The 20,186-nt window shown below is 63.2% G+C and carries 13 protein-coding genes and 4 tRNA genes; all 17 read left to right on the top strand.

All coding sequences use genetic code 11. The features are described from left to right. Position 1: 1 nt before the first annotated feature. The 17 genes from DW024_RS04310 to DW024_RS04235 all read left to right on the top strand — a co-directional run bounded on the left by DW024_RS04310 (position 2) and on the right by DW024_RS04235 (position 20,085). Complete coding sequence (locus DW024_RS04310) at positions 2-253, top strand: DUF3343 domain-containing protein (RefSeq protein WP_117629429.1); 252 nt, start codon at positions 2-4, stop codon at positions 251-253. Continuing rightward, complete coding sequence (locus tag DW024_RS04305; protein ID WP_117855001.1) at positions 250-1,389, top strand: aminotransferase class V-fold PLP-dependent enzyme; 1,140 nt, start codon at positions 250-252, stop codon at positions 1,387-1,389. The genes DW024_RS04310 and DW024_RS04305 overlap by 4 nt, the downstream gene beginning before the upstream one ends. A gap of 66 nt (positions 1,390-1,455) precedes the next feature. Beyond that, positions 1,456-2,814, top strand: a complete 1,359-nt coding sequence (brnQ, locus tag DW024_RS04300; protein ID WP_117629431.1) for a branched-chain amino acid transport system II carrier protein — start codon at positions 1,456-1,458, stop codon at positions 2,812-2,814. A 91-nt stretch (positions 2,815-2,905) separates the two neighbouring features. After that, positions 2,906-2,982, top strand: a tRNA-Pro gene (locus tag DW024_RS04295). Between the two features lie 6 nt (positions 2,983-2,988). Beyond that, positions 2,989-3,062, top strand: a tRNA-Gly gene (locus tag DW024_RS04290). A gap of 116 nt (positions 3,063-3,178) precedes the next feature. Beyond that, positions 3,179-4,015 (top strand): formate/nitrite transporter family protein, encoded by an 837-nt coding sequence (locus tag DW024_RS04285; protein ID WP_117629432.1) that lies wholly within the window; start codon positions 3,179-3,181, stop codon positions 4,013-4,015. Between the two features lie 186 nt (positions 4,016-4,201). Then, the gene (gene selA / locus DW024_RS04280; RefSeq protein WP_158571938.1) at positions 4,202-5,659 is read left to right on the top strand and encodes an L-seryl-tRNA(Sec) selenium transferase; all 1,458 of its coding nucleotides are present in this window, start codon (positions 4,202-4,204) and stop codon (positions 5,657-5,659) included. Beyond that, complete coding sequence (gene selB, locus DW024_RS04275) at positions 5,656-7,620, top strand: selenocysteine-specific translation elongation factor (RefSeq protein ID WP_117629434.1); 1,965 nt, start codon at positions 5,656-5,658, stop codon at positions 7,618-7,620. The genes selA and selB overlap by 4 nt, the downstream gene beginning before the upstream one ends. Before the next feature lie 62 nt (positions 7,621-7,682). Continuing rightward, positions 7,683-7,779, top strand: a tRNA-Sec gene (locus tag DW024_RS10050). Between the two features lie 264 nt (positions 7,780-8,043). Next, complete coding sequence (gdhA, locus tag DW024_RS04270; RefSeq protein WP_118377056.1) at positions 8,044-9,399, top strand: NADP-specific glutamate dehydrogenase; 1,356 nt, start codon at positions 8,044-8,046, stop codon at positions 9,397-9,399. 163 nt (positions 9,400-9,562) lie between these two features. Continuing rightward, positions 9,563-10,465, top strand: a complete 903-nt coding sequence (locus DW024_RS04265) for a xanthine dehydrogenase family protein subunit M (protein WP_199576926.1) — start codon at positions 9,563-9,565, stop codon at positions 10,463-10,465. Then, entirely contained in the window at positions 10,465-13,296 is a 2,832-nt protein-coding gene (locus DW024_RS04260) for a molybdopterin cofactor-binding domain-containing protein (protein WP_118377054.1), read from the top strand. Before DW024_RS04265 ends, DW024_RS04260 begins: the two co-directional genes overlap by 1 nt. A gap of 140 nt (positions 13,297-13,436) precedes the next feature. Beyond that, a tRNA-Leu gene (locus DW024_RS04255) sits at positions 13,437-13,520 on the top strand. 88 nt (positions 13,521-13,608) lie between these two features. Continuing rightward, positions 13,609-14,910: a trigger factor gene (gene tig, locus DW024_RS04250; protein WP_233502592.1), complete on the top strand. Its 1,302-nt coding sequence runs from the start codon at positions 13,609-13,611 to the stop codon at positions 14,908-14,910. 162 nt (positions 14,911-15,072) lie between these two features. Next, positions 15,073-15,693, top strand: coding sequence for an ATP-dependent Clp protease proteolytic subunit (locus tag DW024_RS04245; protein ID WP_022095182.1), 621 nt, complete (start codon positions 15,073-15,075; stop codon positions 15,691-15,693). 1 nt (position 15,694) lies between these two features. After that, entirely contained in the window at positions 15,695-17,104 is a 1,410-nt protein-coding gene (gene clpX, locus DW024_RS04240) for an ATP-dependent Clp protease ATP-binding subunit ClpX (RefSeq protein WP_118377053.1), read from the top strand. A 284-nt stretch (positions 17,105-17,388) separates the two neighbouring features. After that, on the top strand, positions 17,389-20,085 hold the full coding sequence (locus DW024_RS04235; RefSeq protein WP_118328465.1) for a valine--tRNA ligase: 2,697 nt from the start codon (positions 17,389-17,391) through the stop codon (positions 20,083-20,085). Positions 20,086-20,186: the final 101 nt, after the last annotated feature.

The raw sequence follows: 20,186 nt of genomic DNA, 5'->3' as shown, positions 1-20,186 counted from the left end.
CATGAGAGAAAAGCGCCCGGCGCTTGTCATCACGTTTCCCACCACGGCGGCCGCCATGGGCTGCGAGTCTCTGTGCCGTGAGCGTGGCCTTCCCGGGCGAACGATTCCCGTACCCGGAGAGGTTGCTGCCGGCTGCGGCCTGGCATGGAAAGCCCTGCCTGAAAATGAACCACTGCTGCGAAGCGAGCTTGCCGCGGCGGACGTTCCCACCGAGGGCTTTACTGTGATCGATATGTGGGAGGTCGTGCGATGATCTACCTGGATAACGCGGCGACGACCATGCACAAACCTCAGGCGGTCATCGATGCCGTGGTGCAGGCGATGTGCTCGCTCGGCAATGCTGGGCGAGGCGCCACGTCGGGTGCGCTCGACGCGGCGCGCACCATCCACAGCTGCCGCACCAAGCTTGCGCGCTTGCTGGGCTGCCCGCGGGTGGACCATATTTGTTTTACGCCCAACTCCACGGCGGCGCTCAACACCGCCATCAACGGCGTGGTGCGCCCCGGCGATCGTGTGGTCACGACGGTGCTCGAACACAACTCCGTGCTGCGTCCGCTCAACCGCCTGGCGGCAGAGCAGGGCGTGACTGTTGAGCATGCGGGCTGCGACGCGAACGGCGTGCTCGACTACGACGAGCTCGAGCAGCTGGTCACGCCGGGCACGCGTGCCGTGGTGGTGACACACGCCTCCAATGTGACCGGCAACGCGGTCGACATTGCACGCGTGGCTGCCATGGCCCATGCGGCCGGCGCGCTTGTGATCGTCGATGCCTCGCAGTCTGCCGGCACGGCGCATATCGATATGCAGGTCATGGGGCTCGACGTGGTGTGCTTTACCGGCCACAAGGGGCTCATGGGCCCGCAGGGGACCGGTGGCCTAGCCGTGGCGGAAGGCATTGACGTGGCTCCTTGGGCCATGGGTGGCACGGGCGTGCGCAGCTTCGATGCGCTGCAGCCGCAAGAGTGGCCCACGCGTCTTGAGGCGGGCACGCTCAACGGTCACGGTATCGCCGGCCTTTCCGCCGGCCTCGACGTTATCGAGGCCCAGGGCGGGGTAGAGGCGATTGCGGCACGCGAACGTGCGCTTGCCGAGCGCTTCCTCGCCGGCGTTCGCGACATTCCCGGCATTGCGCTCTACGGTGCGTTTGACCAGCCCGTGCGCTCGGCGATCGTTTCGCTTAACGTGGGCGATATCGATTCGGCCGAGGTCTCGGACGCGCTCATGCAAGGGTGGGGGATTGCGACGCGCCCCGGCGCCCACTGCGCTCCGCTCATGCACCGCGCACTGGGGACCGAGCGCCAGGGTGTCGTTCGCTTCTCGTTTGGGTATTTCAACACGGACGAGGAAGTCGACACCGCGATTGACGCTCTGCACGATTTAGCCTGCTAAAGCGTATATACTTGCGGGACGGGTCTTTTGCCCGTCCCGTTTTGTTTCGACCCGAAAGGTGGTCCTATGGCATCATCCGCCCCGCGCGGTCTGCGCTCCGACCATGTCCTCACCGTCGGCATCGCCCTGTTCTCGATGCTCTTTGGCGCCGGCAACCTCATTATTCCGCCGCTGCTGGCGCTGCAGGCGGGCTCTGCCACGCCGCTCGCCATGCTCGGCTTTCTGATTGCCGCCATCGGCCTTCCCGTCATGGGCTTTATTGCCGTGGCACTTGCCGGAACGGCGCGCGAGCTTGCCGGTCGTGTGCACCCCAAGTTTGGCGAGTTTTTTGTCGCGGCGGTGTATCTGGCTATCGGTCCGTGTCTGGCCATTCCGCGCACGAGCTCCACGGCCTTCGAGATGCTGGTGCCGCTGCTGCCCGAGGGTGTCTCGCTCGGCACGGCCCGCCTGGTGTTTGCCGTCGCCTTCTTTGCCGTCGCCTTTGTGCTCACGCTGCGCCCGGGTGTCATTACGCGCGTGCTCGGCCGCATTACGGGCCCCGCGCTCATCGCCCTTATCGTATTGGTCGTGGGCGCTGCCGTGGTCTCGCCGCTGGGTTCCGCTGCCGCGCCGCAGGCTCCTTACGATGCCGGTGCCGCCGTGCAGGGCTTTTTGACCGGCTATCAGACCATGGACCTGCTCGCGTCGCTCGCCTTTGGCATCATCATCGCCGAGACCATCCACGAGCTGGGCGTTACCGACGACAAGCGCGTGGCCTTCGAGATTTCGCGCTCCGGCGTGATCGCTGGTGTGCTCATGGCCATCATCTACTGCGGTCTGGCGCTTGCCGGCACGCAGCTGAGCACCGTGATGCCCGATGCCACCAACGGAGCCGCCATCCTCGCCCGCTCGGCCTCCATGCACTTTGGCCTTGCCGGCACGGTCGTGGTCTTTGCGATCTTCTTCCTCGCCTGCATGAACGTATGCATCGGCCTCATCAGCTGCTGCTCGCGTTACTTCTGCGAGACGTATGTGGTCGAAGGGGGAGCAGAGGCTTCCGAGGAGGCCATGCGCCGTCCCTTTGCGATACTCGCCTTTGTGTTCGCGGCGTTTTCGTGCGTGCTCTCAAACGTGGGCCTCGACGTGATCCTCATGTTCTCGGTGCCCATGCTCAACGCCCTGTACCCTGTTGCAATTGTTCTGGTGCTTATGGGCCTAGTGCACGGTTTTTGCGACGCGCATCCGCAGGTGTGGGTCTGGGTCGGCGGCGTTGTCGCGGTGCAGAGCGTGATCACCTCGATCCGCGACGCGTTCTTTGCAGGCGTGTGGCTGCCGTTCGATGCGCTGCCGCTGGCCGACATTGGAGCCGCATGGGCGCCGGTTGCCGTGGTGGCGTTTGTGATTGGCCTGCTCCACAGCCGGTTTGTCGCACATTCGAGGAGCTAGGGTATCGTCGCTTGCACAGGCGGGGAGTCTCCCCTATAATTTCCTTCGCTTTGGGACACGCAAGGTTTAGACCTTAGCTGCTCAACACCTTCGGGACGTGGCGCAGTTTGGTAGCGCGCCTGCTTTGGGAGCAGGATGTCGCAGGTTCAAATCCTGTCGTCCCGACCATATCTTGCGGGCGTAGTTCAATGGTAGAACCCCAGCCTTCCAAGCTGATGACGCGGGTTCGATTCCCGTCGCCCGCTCCAAGTAATTTGCAGGTCAGAGGTACGTTTACTTCTGACCTGTTTTGTTTTGACCGTCCGACGCGGGGCCTTTGCATTGGCAATGCTCGTCCCTGCTGATTAGGAAAGAAGTGACTGACATGGCAGATTTCAAGGCAGAATATCCCACCCCCGATTGCCTGGCGCCCGCCGCGATCGAGGCCAAGACTGAGGCCGCCGGCGTTACCAAGGCTAACCTGCCGGTCTCGAAGGCCTTTTTGCTCGCTATGTTCGCCGGTGCGTTCATCGCCTTTGGCGGCCTGTTCTTCACGGTCTTTCTGAGCGATGCGTCCCTTGGCTGGGGCGCTCAGCGCTTTGTAGGTGGCCTTGCTTTTTGCCTGGGGCTGGTGCTCGTGCTTATTTGCGGCGCGGAGCTGTTTACCGGCAACTCGCTTATGGTCTGCGCGCTTAAGAGCAACAAGATCACGCTCGTCCAGATGCTCAAGGCTTGGGCTATTGTGTGGATCGGCAATTTTGCCGGCGCCCTGTTCGTTGTCTTTTTGATTTACATGGCAGCTATTTACAAGCTCAACGGCGAGGCCGTCGCCAACGCCATGGTGAGCGTCGCCGCCGGTAAGGTTACGATCGACGCCGTTACCATCTTCTTCCGCGGCATTCTGTGCAACATCTTTGTCTGCCTGGCCGTATGGATCGGCACTGCCGGCAAGACCGTGGTCGATAAGGTCGTGGGCATTTTGCTGCCCATTGCCGCCTTTGTGGCCTGCGGTTTTGAGCACTGCGTTGCCAACATGTACTTTTTGCCCATGGGTATTTTGATGCACTCCTGCGGCTATGGAGCCGATGTCGCTGGCGCCGATGCCCTCAACGCTGCCGGGTTGGCGCTCAACCTTACGGTCGCCACGCTGGGCAATATCGTGGGTGGCGCCCTGATCGTGGCGCTGGGCTACTGGTTTATCTACGCCAATAAGGAGGCCTAAAGCCACCAAGCCATAACCGACCAAAAAGGGACAGGTTTATTTTGGCAGGTTTTAGACGAGGCGCTTCGACGTCTTGTCACGAGCTGCCATAATGGACCTGTCCCTTTTGCGTGCGCGCCGGTATTTATTTGCCCGATGACGATCGCGGGGGACCAGCTTTTTATTGAACATGTCGAAAGGCTTTTCATGAGCGACTGCGAATCCATGTCTGCCGAGGTGCGCGGCCGCCTGCGTTCCATTCCCGCCGTTCACGAGCTGCTTGCCGAGTGGCCGGTCATGAAGGCTGCTGGCGATGCAGGCGACACGATGGTACGCGAGGCGATTGACGCCGAGCTCGATGCCGAGCGCGCGGCGATTCGCTCCGGCGCCCCTGCAAGGAACAAGCGCGAGCTCGCCTTGGCAATTGAGCAGCGGACCCATCGCCTGTCGCTGCCGACCCTGCGCCCTGCCGTCAACGCGACGGGCGTTGTGATTCACACCAATCTGGGCCGTGCTCCGCTTGCTCCCGCAGCGGTGCAGGCGGTGGCCGATGTCGCCCGCGGCTACAGCACGCTTGAGTATGACGTCGCGACCTGTGCCCGTGGGGGCCGCAAAGAGCATGCCGCGCGTCTGCTGCGCACGCTCACGGGGGCGCAGGACGCCCTGGTTGTCAACAACAACGCCGCGGCGGTGCTGCTGGTGCTTGCCGCGCATGCAAGCGGCAAAGAGGTCATCGTGAGCCGTGGCGAGCTTGTCGAGGTGGGCGGCAGCTTCCGCATTCCCGATATCATGGCGGCTTCGGGTGCCAAGCTTGTCGAGGTGGGCTCCACCAACCGCACGCATCTGGATGATTACCGAAGCGCCATTACGCCCAATACGGCGATGATCTTGAAAGTTCATCCTTCTAACTACCGTATCGAGGGTTTCCACGAGGAGGTTTCCGCGGCGGAGCTTTCTGCGCTGGCGCATGAGCACGGGCTGTTACTGTACGAGGACCAGGGCTCGGGCGCTTTGCTTACAGATGAGGTGCTCGTCGATGCTGGGGAGAAGCCCACGTCCGCCTCGCTTTGCGCCGGCGTTGACGTCGTCTCGTGCTCGGGCGACAAGCTGCTCGGCGCCTCGCAAGCGGGCATTATTCTCGGTAGCGCCCAGGTAATCGCCGCCTGTGCCTCGCATCCGCTTATGCGCGCGCTTCGCCCCGGCAAGCTCACGCTCGCGGCGCTCGAGGCCACTTTGCGCCTGTATGTGACCGGATCCGATACAGCGCATCGGGAGATCCCGGTGCTCAACATGCTTTCCGGCGCGCCGGCTCCGCTCGAGCGTCAGGCCAAGCGCCTGCATGACCGCATGCTGCGCAAGCTTCGCGAGTCTCAGTGTGAGGAGGCGGTGGAGCTGCAGGTTGTCGAGGGCGTGTCTGCTCCGGGCGGCGGTTCGCTGCCGACCGTCGAGCTCCCAACTTTTTGCGTTGCCGTCTGTCCCGTCGATGGGCGTCTATCCGCCGATGGCCTAAAGCGCGCTATGGTACAGGAGCCCGATACGCCGGTTGTGACGCGCGTGCGGCACGACCAGGTGCTTTTTGACGTTCGCACGCTTTTGCGCGACACCGACCTTGACCTGTGTGCGTCTGCGTTGGCGGATGCCGTGCGGGCAGGTTTGCGTCGATGACCGCGCGCGAGCTTGTCGAATGTCCCGTTATCGTCGGAACGGCAGGACACGTCGACCACGGAAAGTCGGCCCTTATCGAGGCGCTGACCGGCAAAAATCCCGACCGTCTGGAGGTCGAACGGCGCCGAGGCATGACCACTGAGCTCGGCTTTGGCGAGCTCGAGCTTCCCAGCGGCAAGCTTGTCGGCTTGGTCGACGTACCCGGGCATGCGCACTATCTGCGCGCCATGGTGCAGGGCGCCACCGGCGTGGACGTTGCGTTGCTGGCGGTTTCGGCCGTTGAGGGCGTGATGCCGCAGACCCGCGAGCACGTTCGGGTTCTGGAGCTGTTGGGTGTGACGCGCATGGTCGTCGCACTCACGATGCGCGATTTGGCCGACCACGAGATTGCCGCGCTGGCGGAGCTCGATGTCGAGGCGTTTCTGGACGGGACCGTGTTTGCGGGTGCCTCTATAGTGCCGGTGTCCTCCAAGACGGGCGAGGGCCTGGACGAGCTGCTTACGACGCTCGATAACACGGTTTGTTCGTGCTGGTCGGAGCATCTGGAGGCGACCGCTGGCTCGGGCGCCGCGCCCCGTCTTCCCATCGACCGTTGCTTTAGCATCCGCGGCACCGGAACCGTCGTGACGGGTACGCTGCACGACGGTCCCGTTTCGGTTGGCGATGAGCTCGTTGCGCTGCCGTCGCAAACGCGCTGTCGCGTGCGCGGGGTGCAGGTTCACGGGGATACCCAGTGCGCGGTTCCCGGCCAGCGCGTCGCCCTGAACCTGGTGGGCGATGGCGTGGCGGGCCTCAAGCGCGGCGAGATGCTCGGCGTCGAGGGTCGCGTGGGCCAGACGCTGCGCTTTTTGATGCAACTGACATATGTGGGGCGCGATGGCGTGCGAGCCGGCGTTCTTGCTTCGGGTACACGCGTGCACGTTATGGCGGGCACGGCTGAGGTGCTCGGCCGCATTATGCTTTTAGACGACGAGCCGCCTATTGCGGTCGGCGAGACGCGTGTGGTGCAGGTGCGCCTGGAACGGCCGCTGCCGTTGCGCGCCGGCGATCATGCCGTCATTCTGTCGTATTCGCCGATTTCGCTGCTTGGCGGCGGACGCGTCCTGCTATCGCGCTGTCGCCGCGCGCGGGTCCTGTCGGCGGGGGAGCGCGCGTTGTATGCGGCGCTTGAGTCCGGAGATGTCGCGGACGGCGTACACGCGTGGCTGGCGCTGCAAACGCTGCCTGTTGCTGCTGCCGGTGTTGCCGCAGCGCTCGATCTTGTTACCGGCGAGGTCGAGATCGTTTTGCGTGGGCTTGTGGACCAGGCTGCCGTGTGCGAGCTTGCTGCGGGCGGTGCGGTGCTCTACGCAGATGCCTCGGCTCTCGATGCTGCAATGGATGTGCTGGCTGCGGCCTTGTCCTCCATGCACGCGGCGGCTCCCAAAGAGATCGGCTTTACGTCCGGTGCGGTCGCGCACGCGGCTTGGCCGGGCGCCGGTAACGATGTCGCGATGGCACTTATTGCCGAGGGCTGTGCACGTGGCGTGTGCGCCGTCGACGGTGCCGAGGTGTTCGACCCGCATTCCGCCGCCGCGGCGATACGCGTGGTGCGCGAGGCTGGCCAGCGTATCGTGGCCCTGCTGGATGAGGCCGGTCTTAATGCGCCGACGCTTCCCGAGGTGAGCGAACAGTTGCAGCTCGATCGCGACACCATGACGCGTGTACTGCGCGAGCTTTCGCTCAACCACTCGATCGTTAAGGTCGAGCGCGACGTTGCCTTGTCCGCCGCTGCCGAGGCCCATGCGCGTGAGGTTGTTGCGACGGCTATCGAGGCTGCTGGCGGCGCCGCCACCACGAGTGTGCTGCGCGAAGCCCTGGGCGTGTCGCGCAAACGAACCATTAGCATCTTGGAGCACCTGGATGCCGTGCGCTTTACAGTACTCGACAAGGAGTCCGGCGGTCTGAGATCGCTGCGTTAGCGGTTTCCGCATCGCTCTTTTCGGTTGTGGTCTGTTGGGTTTGGTAAAATACCGCCACGTTTGGGAGCGGATGGGCTCCGGTGGGCCCCGCGGTCTTCAAAACCGTTGTGAGGCGTGCAAAACGTCTTGGATGTGTTCGATTCACATCCGTTCCCGCCAACGCATCTCGTCAAAACCACCACAAAGGTGTCTGTCCCCAATGTGGTGGTTTGGAACACGTGGACGAAACAGGTTTGAAACACGGGTTTTGCACGTCAGGTGCTCAAAAACGCTTCTACCTGCATCGTAATCAAAACGAAACATCTGCTCGTCTGCTTATGCGAAACTTTGCTGCAACAGTGCGATATTATCCATAGTCGATAAAGTTCGCGGCGCATAGGGTGCCGCGACCGACATTTTTCGTTTCCCATCATTGGAGGAAGCATGAGCTACACGCAGAAAGTTCTCGACGAGCTCAAGGCCCGCTATCCCGAGCAGCCTGAGTTCATCCAGGCCGCGACCGAGATCCTCGGCACCATCCAGCCGGCGCTCGACGCCCACCCCGAGTACGAGGAGGCCGCCCTGCTGGAGCGCCTCGTCGAGCCCGAGCGCATCGTCATGTTCCGTGTTCCCTGGGTCGACGACCAGGGCAAGGTCCAGGTCAACCGCGGTTACCGCGTCGAGTTCAACTCTGCCATTGGACCCTACAAGGGCGGCCTGCGCTTTAACCCGACGGTCACCCTGGGCATGCTCAAGTTCCTGGGCCTGGAGCAGATCCTCAAGAACAGCCTGACCACCCTTCCCATGGGCGGCGGCAAGGGCGGTTCCGACTTTGACCCCAAGGGCAAGTCTAACAACGAGATCATGCACTTCTGCCAGTCCTTCATGACCGAGCTCTATCGCCACATCGGCCCCAACACCGACGTTCCCGCCGGGGACCTGGGCGTTGGCGGCCGCGAGGTTGCCTACATGTTCGGTCAGTACAAGCGTCTGACCAACGAGTGGACCGGCGTCCTCACCGGCAAGGGCCTCTCCTTTGGCGGCTCGCTCGCCCGTACCGAGGCCACCGGCTACGGCCTGGTCTACTTTGTGGACGAGTACCTCAAGAGCCGCGGCGACTCCTTCGAGGGCAAGAACGTTGTGGTTCACGGCTCCGGTAACGTCGCTATCTACGCGGTCCAGAAGGTCTCCCAGCTCGGCGGCAAGGTGCTGGCCTGCTCCGACACCCACGGCTGGGTCGAGGATCCCGACGGCATCGACTACACCGTGCTCGAGCATGTCTACAACAAGAAGCGCTCCGGCCACGACAAGGGCGTCACGCTCGCCATGTACGTTGACGAGAAGCCTGGTGCCGTGTGGCACGAGGGTGACGGCCGCGGCGTGTGGCAGCTTCCCTGCGACATCGCGCTGCCCTGCGCTCGCGAGAACACGCTGCTGCTCGAGGACGCTCAGGCGCTCGTCGCCAACGGCTGCAAGGTGGTCGGCGAGGGCGCGAACATGCCCACGACCATCGAGGCCACGACCTACTTCCAGGAGAACGGCGTCGCCTTTATGCCCGGTAAGGCTGCCAACGCCGGCGGCGTGCTCGTGTCCGGCCTGGAGATGAGCCAGAACGCCGAGCACCTGTCCTGGACCTTCGAGGAGGTCGACGGCAAGCTCGAGCAGCTCATGCGCGGCATGTTCCACAACGTGGACGACACCGCCAAGGAGTATGGCCAGGAGGGCAATTTTGTCATGGGCGCCAACATCGCCGGCTTCCTGAAGGTCGCCGACGCCATGCTCGCCCAGGGCGTCTGCTAACCCTAGCTGACATAGCATGTAATGAGGCTCTCGGCTCAACGCCGGGAGCCTTTTTTGATTCGAAGGAGACGGAGGAAAACGGATCATTTTGTCTCGGCATGAGTTACGGCCCCTCGTTTGGTACACTTAAAAGTACTGGACAAGTGAAGAGATGGGGGAGAACGTGCTCAAGTTCGGTACCTACGTCCGTGTTGGAAACGCGGCCGAAGCCTATGAGCTCTTGCAGAAAAACCGCAACAACAAGATTGTGGGCGGCGGCATCTGGATGCGCCTGGGTTCGCGTCGTGTGGCGACGGCGATTGACCTTTCGGCCTGCGGACTCGATCAGATCGAGGAGACCGAGACCGAGTTTCGCATCGGTGCCATGTGCACCCTGCGCCAGCTCGAGCGTCATGCCGAGCTCAACGCGCTTGTCAACCATGTCTTTGAGTTCGCCGTCCACGATATCGTGGGCGTGCAGCTGCGCAACACCGCCACGGTGGGCGGCAGCATTTACGGTCGCTTTGGTTTCTCGGACGTGCTCTCGGCCTTTTTGGCGCTCGATTCGTTCGTTGAGCTGACGGGTGCCGGCCGCGTCTCGCTCGCGGAGTTCGTGCGGATGGGCTACGTGCGCGACGTGATCGAGCACGTCGTGGTCGTCAAGCACGACTACCGTGCGAGTTATGAGGCCGTGCGCAAGGCCGCGACCGACTTCCCCTCGCTCAACGTCACCGCCGCCTGGTGGGATAACACCTGGCACGTCACCGTGGGCGCCCGCCCGCTGCGCGCGACCCTGCTGCAGGGCGAGGCGTGTGGCCTCACCAGCGAGCAGCCTTCCGAGGACGAGCTTCGCGCCCTTGCTGCATCCGTGCGTGCCCTGAGCTACGGAACCAACCTGTGGGGCTCGGTCGAGTACCGCCGTCGCATCTCGGCACCGCTCGCCGTCCAGGCCGTGCGTCGTGCCGCCGGCATCGAGCTTTCTGCCGCGCTTGCCCGCGAGCTCGAGACCGTGCAGATTCCTAAGTTTGCCACGGACGAGTATTCCTGCCGCCGCGTGCCCGGCGTCGATTCTAGCGAGGTGCGCTAATGGCTGCCAAACTCATCGATCTTTCCTTTACGCTCAACGGCCGCAAGGTCAAGGTTCAGATTGCCCCCGATACCATGCTCTTTGCACTGCTGCGCGAGCAGGGTTGCGCGTCGGTGCGCTGTGCCTGCGAAACCACCAACTGCGGTCTGTGCACGGTGTGGCTCGACGGCGACCCGGTGCTGAGCTGCTCGGTTCCCGCCGCCCGTGTTGAGGGCCACACCATCACCACGCTTGAGGGCCTCAAGGCCGAGTCCGAGGCGCTCGCCCGTGCGATGGCTTCCGAAGGTGCCGAGCAGTGCGGTTTTTGCGCCCCCGGCCTCATCATGAACGTGCTGGCGCTTGCCCGCGCCGCCAAGGAGGACCCGAGCCTCGTCGCCACGCGCGAGGAGCTCTCGCGCCAGCTGGCTGGCAACCTCTGCCGCTGCAGCGGCTACGAGAGCCAGCTGCGCGCCATCGTCCGCTTCCTTAACGAGTCCGGCGTGCAGGTGGGCTTCGAGATGCCCGAGCTGCCGGTCAATAACACCAGCTCTGACGGCGTCACCTACAAGCAGATTACCCACAAGCAGCCCAAGAAGGACTCGAAGGCCCTGCTCGAGGGCCGTCCCGTCTACACGGGCGATATGGTGCCCGCCGGTGCGCTCATCGTCAAACTCAAGCGCAGCCCCTATGCCCGCGCCAAGATCCGCTCCATCGATACGTCGCGCGCCCTGAAGGTGCCCGGCGTGGTGGGCGTCTATACCTACGAGGACGTGCCCCAGCGCCGCTTTACCATCGCCGGCCAGAGCTACCCGCAGCCGAGTCCCTACGACCGCCTGATCCTCGAGAACCTCGTGCGCTATCAAAACGAGGAGGTGGCGATTGTCGCCGCCGAGACCGAGGAGGCCGCCGACAAGGCGCTCAAGCTCATCAAGGTCGACTACGAGGTGCTCGAGCCGCTGCTCGACTTTACCCAGGCACTCGATAACGACATCGTGGTCCACCCCGAGGGCGACGTGACCTTTATGTTCCCGCAGGGCGGCGACGTCCCGCGCAACCTGGTGTGCAGCGGTACCAGCGATTACGGCGATCTGGACGAGGCCTTCGCCCAGAGCGACATCGTCTTTGAGCGCACCTACACCAGCCAGGCCACGCAGACCGCGCCCATGGAGACCTTCCGCGCCTTCGCGACAACCGACGCGTTCGGGCGTATCTCGGTGACCACCTCCACGCAGGTGCCCTTCCACGTGCGCCGCATGGTCGCGCAGTCGCTCGACATTCCGCAGTCGCAGGTGCAGGTCATTAAACCGCGCATCGGCGGCGGCTTTGGCTCCAAGCAGACGGGTTGCTGCGAGATTTTCGTGGCGTTCGTGACCCAGCAGACCGGCCGTCCGAGCTATTGCTGCTACACCCGCGAGGAGACCATCACTGCGGGCAACTCGCGTCACCAGATGCAGATGACCGTTAAGCTGGGCGCCATGAACGACGGCACTATCACGGCCATCGACTTGCACACGCTGTCCAACGCGGGCGCGTACGGCGAGCACGCCACCACGACGATCGGGCTTTCGGGCCATAAGAGCCTGCCCATCTACAACCATGTGAAGGCGAGCCGCTTTAGGTGGGACGCCGTCTACACCAACACCAACCGCGGCGGCGCGTATCGCGGCTACGGTGCCACCCAGGGCCAGTTTGCCGTGGAGAGTGCCGTCAACGAGCTCGCCGACATGCTGCACATGGACCCCGCCGACCTGCGCCTTAAGAACATCGTGCGCGAGGGCGAGGTCATGCCGCAGTACTACAACGAGAAGCTCAACGCCTGCGCGCTCGACCGCTGCCTGCTGCGCGCGATGGACATGATCGGTTGGCGCGACAAGCCGCTGGCCGTCGACCTGGGCGACCGCGTGCGCGCCCTGGGCTGCGCGCTCACCATGCAGGGCTCGGGCATCTCCAACGTGGACATCGCCGGCATCGACATGCGCCTGGAAGAGGACGGCTTCATTACCATCGGCACCGGCGCCACAGACAACGGCATGGGCGTCGACACGATCCTGGCGCAGATTGCCGCCGAGGAGCTGGGTGTGGAGAGCTCTCTCATTGTGGTTCGTGGCGTGGATACCGATGTATCGCCCTTCGACGCCGGCTCGTACGCGAGCTCGGGTACGTACGTGACGGGCCTGGCCGCCAAGAATGCCGCGACCGAGCTGCGCAAGAAGATTTGCGCCAAGGCCGCCCAGATGTGGGACGTTGACGCCGCCGACGTGGTCTTCGACGGCCAGTACGTGCGCCTGTCCGACGAGCGCGCCGCCCGCGAGCGCGGTCGCTACCTCACGCTGCGCGACTTTGCCAACCTGTGCGTTAAGAACATCGAGGGCGGCGACGCGCTGACCTCGCATGCCTCTGCCAGCCTGCCCGTTTCGCCCCCGCCGTTTATGGCCGGCATTGCCGAGGTCGAGGTCGACAAGGCCACCGGCAAGGTGACCGTGGTGGACTATGCGGCGGCCGTCGATTGCGGCACCGTGATCAACGAGGCGCTCGCGCGCGTCCAGGCCGAGGGCGGCATTGCCCAGGGTATCGGTCACGCGCTCTACGAGATTGTCGAGCACGACGACCGCGGCCGTCTGCGTACCGGCAACTTTATGAGCTACAAGCTGCCCACCCGCCTGGATATCGGCAGCATCCGCGTGGCCTTTGAGCCGAGCTACGAGCCGACGGGCCCGTTTGGCGCCAAGTCGATCGGCGAGGTCGTCATCAACACGCCGCTCGCCGCCGTGGCCTCGGCCGTCGCACACGCCACCGGCCACCAGGTCCGCTCGCTTCCCATCACGCCGGAGAAAGCGCTGCTGGGGGAGTAGCGGGTCAGCGAATAAGTCGTAATTGGCGGGGTGGGGCAACTCGCCCCGCCTTTTGCACTCGTGGTGAGGTCGTGAGCCTGTAAAAGGTGTGCGTGCGCTTGCCGTTCGTATCTGCTATCATTCCTAGTCTGTGCGCTCATGCGGGCGTGGCGGAATTGGTAGACGCGCCAGATTTAGGTTCTGGTGGGATTCCCGTGAAGGTTCGAGTCCTTTCGCCCGCACCAACGCATCTGCGTCGGCTTCGGCCGTCGCGACTCTTTGTTGCATAAAGGTACCAGCACCTCAGATAAGCTGGGCAGTATGAGGAGGAACGTGTTGAACATCACCGCTTCTGACGTCAAGGACGCCAAGCTCACCGCTACGGTCACCATCCCGGCCGCCGACGTCGACGCCGCGATCAAGAAGGCTTACAAGGACACCGCCAAGAAGTACCGCTTCCCGGGCTTCCGCGCCGGTAAGGCTCCCCGTCCGGTTATCGACTCTGCTCTTGGCGCCGAGGCTACCCTCGCTCAGGCCACCAACGACCTGATCGCCGCCAACGAGCCCGCCGTCCTCAACGAGCTGGACATCGTCCCCACCAAGAACGGTGACTACAAGGACCTCGACCTCGCTAAGGATCACGAGGACTACACCTACACCGTCGAGTTCTCCCTGCGTCCCGCCGCTGAGCTCTCCTCCTTCGACGCTGTCGAGATCGAGATGCCCCCTGCGGAGGTCACCGAGTCCGAGATCAACAACCAGGTCGAGATGCTCCTCAACTACCGTGCCACCTTCGAGGACGTTGAGGGTCGCGCCGTCGAGGCCGAGGACTATGTCACCGTCGACCTCAAGGCCGTCGAGAACGCCGACAACTTCGCTGCTGAGGGCCGCATGCTCATCGCCGGTAGCGACAGCAACCCCGCCGAGTTCAACGAGGCCCTGATCGGCGCTAACGTCGACGACGTCAAGACCGTCACCTGGACCGACGAGGTCGAGGAGGGCGAGGAGGCCGAGACCCACACCGTCGAGGTCACCGTCAAGGGCATCAAGGTCCGCAACACCCCCGAGCTCACTGACGAGCTCGTCAAGTCCGACTTTGGCTTTGACAGCATCGAGGCCATGCGCGACGCCATCAAGATCGAGATCGAGCAGGACAAGGCTTCCCGCCTGCCGGCCGAGAAGGAGAACCGTTGCGTCTCCGCTCTCGCCGAGCGCCTGCAGCTCGACGAGATGGACGCCGACTACGAGCAGTCCGTCTTTGAGGAGCTTGGCCAGAACTTCCTGTCCAACCTCGCCGCCCGTGGCATGACGCTGGACACCTGGCTGCCCGCTTCCGGTCTGACCATGGAGCAGTTCATCGGCGACCTGCACAAGCAGGCTAACGACGTTGCCCGTGAGTCCCTGGCTCTCGACGCCCTCGCCCGTGAGCTCAAGATTGAGGTCACCGAGGACGACATCAACGCCGAGTTCGAGAAGGCTGGCGTCAAGGACGTCGAGGCTTCCAAGGCCGAGTTCATCGCCGATGGCCGCATGCCTGCCGTCCGCGAGTCCATCCGTCGCTCCAAGGCCGTCGACCACCTGGTCGAGAACGCCAAGGTGACCGAGGTCGACGAGACCGCCAAGGACGCCGAGTAATTCTCGCCACCTTGCCCACGAGCGCATGCGTGCGCCCGTGATGGGGTAAAGTTATACACCGGTTATCCGGTTGCTTCGTACGGTGCCAGCCAATGCATAGCATGCGGGCACCGTACGTTTGTCTAGAACCACTATTGGTCCGTAAGAGAAATGGAGATGCGTATGATCGCCAAGTTCGATTCCGCCCTCGTGCCATACGTTATCGAGCAGACGCCGCGCGGCGAGCGCAGCTACGATATCTATTCGCGCCTGCTCAACGACCGCATCATCTTCTTGGGCGAGGAGATCAACTCCGTCAGCGCCAACCTGGTCGTTGCCCAGCTGCTGCATCTTGAGAGCCAGGATGCAGAGAAGGATATCTCGCTCTATATCAATTCGCCCGGTGGCGAGGTCTACTCCGGCCTGGCGATTCTGGACACCATGAACTTCATTAAGCCGCAGGTCTCCACCATTTGCGTGGGTATGGCCGCGTCTATGGCCGCCGTGCTGCTTTCGGCCGGCGCCAAGGGCAAGCGCTTCTGCCTGCCGCACTCCAAGGTCATGATTCACCAGCCCAGCGGCGGTGCCCAGGGTCAGCAGACCGAGATCGAGATCGTTGCCGAGGAGATCAAGAAGACCCGCCGCGAGCTCAACCAGATTCTGTCCGACGCCTCTGGCCAGCCTATCGAGAAGGTCCAGGCCGATACCGAGCGTGACAACTACCTGACCGCTGCCGAGGCCCTCGACTACGGTCTGATCGACCGTATCGTCACCTCGCGCGATCTTGCCGCGAAGGACGCCTAGGATGGCAGGTAACATGCAGGACAACTTTGACGAGAACGGCAACCCCATCCGCTGTTCCTTCTGCGGAAAAGAGCAGGGCCAGGTCCGTCGTCTTGTAAAAGGTCCGACCAACATCTTTATCTGCGACGAGTGCGTCGCCGCCTGCTCTGAGATCTTGGAGGAGTCGCTGGCTTCGGACTTTATGGACGCTGCCCGCAATGGCAAGCTGCCGGGCTTTCTCAACGACCACGGCCAGGCTGCGACTCAGCCTGCCATGGATCCCGAGGCCGAGGGCTTTGAGCTCGAGGACGACGCCCGACAGGTCATTACGCGCGTGCCGACGCCGCACGAGATCTATGCCGAGCTTTCGGCCTATGTCATGGGCCAGGAAGACGCCAAGCGCGCCATGTCGGTGGCCGTGTACAACCATTACCGCCGCGTGATCGAGGGCGGCGCCGCGGTGTCTGCCTTTGACGACGGCATGGGCTCGCAGTTCAACGACGATATGGACGAGGTAGAGCTCGCCAAGTCCAACATCCTGCTGCTCGGCCCCACCGGTACCGGCAAGACGCTGCTGGCCCAGACGCTCGCGCGCATCCTCGAGGTGCCGTTTGCTATCGCCGATGCCACCGCGCTCACCGAGGCTGGTTACGTTGGCGAGGACGTGGAGAACATCCTGCTCAAGCTCATCAATGCTGCCGATGGCGACATTGAGCGCGCTCAGGTGGGCATTATCTACGTGGATGAGATTGACAAGATCGCCCGCAAGGCCGAGAACCTCTCCATTACCCGCGATGTCTCGGGCGAGGGCGTTCAGCAGGCGCTGCTTAAGATTCTTGAGGGCACGGTGGCAAGCGTTCCGCCCACCGGCGGCCGCAAGCATCCCCAGCAGGAGCTGCTGCAGATCGACACGACCAACATCCTGTTCATCTGCGGCGGTGCCTTTGTGGGCTTGGACAAGATCATCGCTGACCGCGTGGGCAACAAGGGCGTGGGCTTTAACTCCGAGATCGCCGGCCCCACCTCGGTGGACGAGAACGACCTGCTGCGTCAGGTGCTCCCGCAGGACCTCAACGCCTTTGGCATGATCCCCGAGTTCGTGGGCCGTACGCCCGTTGTCACCCAGACGCAGGCGCTTGACGAGGACGACCTGGTGTCGATCTTGACCGAGCCCAAGAACGCCGTGGTGCGTCAGTACCGCAAGATGTTCCAGCTCGAGGACGTTGAGCTTGAGTTTGAGGATGCGGCCCTGCACGAGATCGCCCGCATGGCGCTCGCCCGCAAGACCGGCGCCCGCGGCCTGCGTTCTATCTGCGAGGACGTGCTGCAGCAGACAATGTTCGATCTGCCCAGTGAGGAGGGTGTTTCCAAGGTCGTTGTGACCGAAGCCTCCGTAAAGGGCGAAGAACAGCCCCAACGCATCTACGGCTAAACCAGCCAAAAACGTGCTTGCAAATAGCCTCCGACCACCCGCGGTCGGAGGCTATTTTATATATACGCAATAACCCCAACTACCTGTGTTATTCTGTGTGTTTGTTTAAGCCTCAGCGAAGTCATATCAGACTGAAGTATTCGATACCTAAGGCGCGTCCGCCTGCTTGGTTTTCGTAGATTCCGCACGAGCCGAAGAGCACTTAATGTGCTCTTCGTGCGAGCCAGGACCTGACCGAGCGAAAACCAAGCAGGCGGACGCGCCGGCGGGACAGGGAGAGATATATGGAAGAAATGCCCAAGAACTACGATCCGTCGACCAACGAGCCGGCGATCCTGCAGAAGTGGCTCGACGGCGGCTACTACAAGCGCCGCGAGGGCGTGGGCGACTGCACCGTCACCATTCCGCCTCCCAACGTGACCGGCAAGCTCCACATGGGTCACGCCACCGACGACTCCATCCAGGACGCCATCATCCGTATGGCCCGCATGCGCGGCAAGTCCACGCGTTGGGTGCTCGGCACCGACCACGCCGGCATCGCCACGCAGACCAAGGTCGACAAGAAGCTCAAAAGCGAGGGCATCAGCCGCCTGGAGATCGGTCGCGACAAGTTTGTCGACGCTTGCTGGGATTGGACCCACGAGTACGGCGGCATCATCGTCGAGCAGATCAAGCGCATGGGCTGCTCCGTCGACTTTGATAACGAGCGCTTTACCATGGACGAGGACTACGCGCAGGCCGTGCGCAAGGTCTTTTGCGACTGGTACCACGACGGTCTGATCTACCGCGGCAAGCGCATCGTCAACTGGTGCCCCAACTGCACCACCGCCATCTCGGACGACGAGGCCGAGTATAAGGACGAGAAGGGCCACCTGTGGCACCTGCGCTACCCGCTGACTGAGCCGGTCAACGGCCAGGACTACATCGTCGTCGCCACCACGCGCCCCGAGACCATGCTCGGTGATACGGGTGTCGCCGTCTCCCCGAAGGACCCCGAGAAGGCTGCCTTCGTGGGTAAGACCGTCAAGCTCCCCATCGTCGACCGCGAGATCCCCATTTTTGAGGATTGGCACGTCGACGCCAACTTTGGTTCCGGCTTCGTCAAGGTCACCCCGGCCCACGACCCCAACGATTACGCCATGGGTCAGGCCCACGACCTGCCGCAGATCAATATCTTCGACGAGCACGCGGTGGTCGTCGAGGGCTACGGCGAGTTCACCGGCATGAACCGTGACGAGTGCCGCGAGGCCGTCATTAAGTGGTTCGAGGAGCACGATCTGCTCGACCACGTCGAGGAGCTCGACCACTCCGTCATGCACTGCTACCGTTGCGACTCCGCCCTGGAGCCGTGGCTGTCCGAGCAGTGGTTCGTCGCCGTTGACAAACTCAAGGGGCCGGCGCTCGACGCCGTCAACTCTGGCAAGGTCACCTTCCACCCCGCGCGCTGGACGCAGACCTACACCACCTGGATGGAGAACCTCAAGGACTGGTGCATCAGCCGCCAGCTGTGGTGGGGCCACCGCATCCCCGTGTTCTACTGCGAGGACTGCGGCTGGGAGGACGCCCTTACCGAGGACACCGACGTGTGCCCCAAGTGCGGCGGCCATCACGTCCATCAGGACGAGAATGTTCTGGACACCTGGTTCAGCTCGCAGCTGTGGACCTTCGCCACGCAGGGCTGGCCACAAAAGCCGGAGCTGCTCGAGGGACATCACCCCACGACGGCGCTCGTCACCGCGCGCGACATCATCGCGCTGTGGGTCGCCCGCATGGTCATGAGCTCGCTGTACTTCCTGGACGAGGTTCCGTTTAAGGACGTCGTCATCTACCCGACGATCCTTGCCAAGGACGGCAGCCGCATGTCCAAGTCTAAGGGCAACGGCGTTGACCCCATGGACCTCATTGGCATGTACGGCGCCGACGCCATGCGCTTCAACTTGCTCACGCTGTGCACCAACAACCAGGATGTCAAGTTCGACGCGAACATCGACAAGAAGACCAAGAAGCTCATCGACAGCCCGCGCACCGAGCAGGCCAAGTCGTTTGTGACCAAGATCTGGAACGCCAGCCGCTTCCTGCTTATGAACATGGAAGGCTACACGCCCGGCGAACCCGTCGTGGAGACGCCGGCCGACGCCTGGATGTTCAGCCGCCTTGCCAATGCCGTGAAGATGGTCACCGAGGGCATCGAGAACTACACCTTTGGCGACATGGCGCGCGGCGTGCAGCAGTTCTTCTGGAACGAGGTCTGCGACTGGTACGTCGAGGTCACCAAGGCCCGTCTGAAGGGCGAGGGCCGTCTGCAGGCTCAGCGCAACCTGATCTTTGTGCTCGACACCTCGATTCGCCTGATGCACCCGCTTATGCCGTTTGTCACCGAGGAGATCTGGGACAACATGCCGGCCAGCGTGCTTGACTTGGATGCCGAGGGCAACGTTGACCGCGCCGAGGCGCTCATGATCGCCAAGTGGCCCGAGCCCGCCGACTACGCCAAGTACGTCGACGAGCCCGCCGAGCGCGCGTTTGAGCTGTGCCGTGCCGTCGTGTCTGCCGCCCGTGCCACCCGTTCGCGTTATCGCTTAAGCCCCAAGGCCGAGCTCGACGTTGTCGTGCGCGCCGGCGCCGAGGATATCGAGAAGCTCGAGAGCCTGCGCTCCACGATTGAGCCGCTGGCGAACACCGCTTCGCTGGTTATGGGTACCGACGTTGAGAAGCCGGCTGCGAGCATTGCCGTGGTCGACAGCGGCGTCGAGGTCTTTGTGGTTCTCGAGGGCAAGGTTGACCTTTCGGCCGAGAAGGCGCGCCTGGAGAAAGAGATTGCCGCGGCCCAGAAGGAGCTCGCCGGCTGCGAGAAGACGCTCGCCAACGAGGGCTTTGTGGCCAAGGCCGCGCCCGCGGTGGTCCAGAAGAAGAGGGACCGTGCAGCTGAGCTCAAGGAGATCCTGGCGGCGCTGACTGCTCAGGTTGCTGACTTCTCGTAGGCGGTACTGGGGGACGCGGTTTGGGGCATTGCTCGCTACTGCGGACAGTCCTGCTCGCACGAAGGCCACATTAAGTGGCCTTCGGCTCGTGCGGAACTTGT

The sequence above is a fragment of the Collinsella sp. AF37-9 genome, from assembly GCF_003475115.1.
Lineage (GTDB): Bacteria > Actinomycetota > Coriobacteriia > Coriobacteriales > Coriobacteriaceae > Collinsella.
The sequence above is the reverse complement of the archived record's forward strand: the minus strand, read 5'-3'. Positions and strand labels throughout refer to the sequence as shown.